The 541-nt window shown below is 68.4% G+C and carries 1 protein-coding gene; it reads right to left on the minus strand.

Translation table 11 applies throughout. The features are described 5' to 3' along the window. Window positions 1-105: 105 nt before the first annotated feature. Window positions 106-541 (minus strand): SDR family NAD(P)-dependent oxidoreductase (locus tag JWG43_RS20670; protein ID WP_205244284.1); only part of this gene is annotated, 436 nt, incomplete at its 5' end.

A 541-nucleotide genomic window follows, 5' to 3' on the forward strand; every position in this document is an offset into this window, starting at 1 on the left:
CCTTAACGCCCTGCGTCCATGGCAGATGGATGTCCGGCGGGTGAAGCTTTGGTCATGAAGAGACGATCTCTCCGCGTCGTGTCGCGACGGACACGCTCCGCGCCGTCAGCCGTAGGTCACGCCCGTCAGACGCTCTGATTCCGCCCAGAGACCCCTGGCCACATCAGCGTCCTTGGCCTGGCGCTTGATCGCCGCAACGCCGGGCGGGCCTTTCATCTCCTGAAAGCCGGTGGGGCCGTAATAGCCGCCGGGCGTCGGGTCCGGCAGGGTCGCGGCCATCAGGATCGGCAGGGCGCCGTCCGCAGCCGAATGGCTGAGCACGGCCTCCAGCAGCCGGGCGCCGCGCGCGAACAGGCCGGGCTTGCCGGCATGGCCGTTGGCGATCAGGTCGGTTCGGGCGAAGCCGGGGTGGGCCGCCACGCTGATCAGGCCCCAGCCGTGGGCGTCGCTGCGGCGCTGAAGCTCCAAGGCGAACATCAGCATGGCCAGCTTGGACTGCTGATAGACCGGCCAAGGACGGTAGTGGGTCTGATAGTTCAGG

Origin of the sequence: Desulfobulbus alkaliphilus (genome assembly GCF_016918545.1) — a bacterium.
GTDB lineage: Bacteria > Desulfobacterota > Desulfobulbia > Desulfobulbales > Desulfobulbaceae > Desulfobulbus > Desulfobulbus alkaliphilus.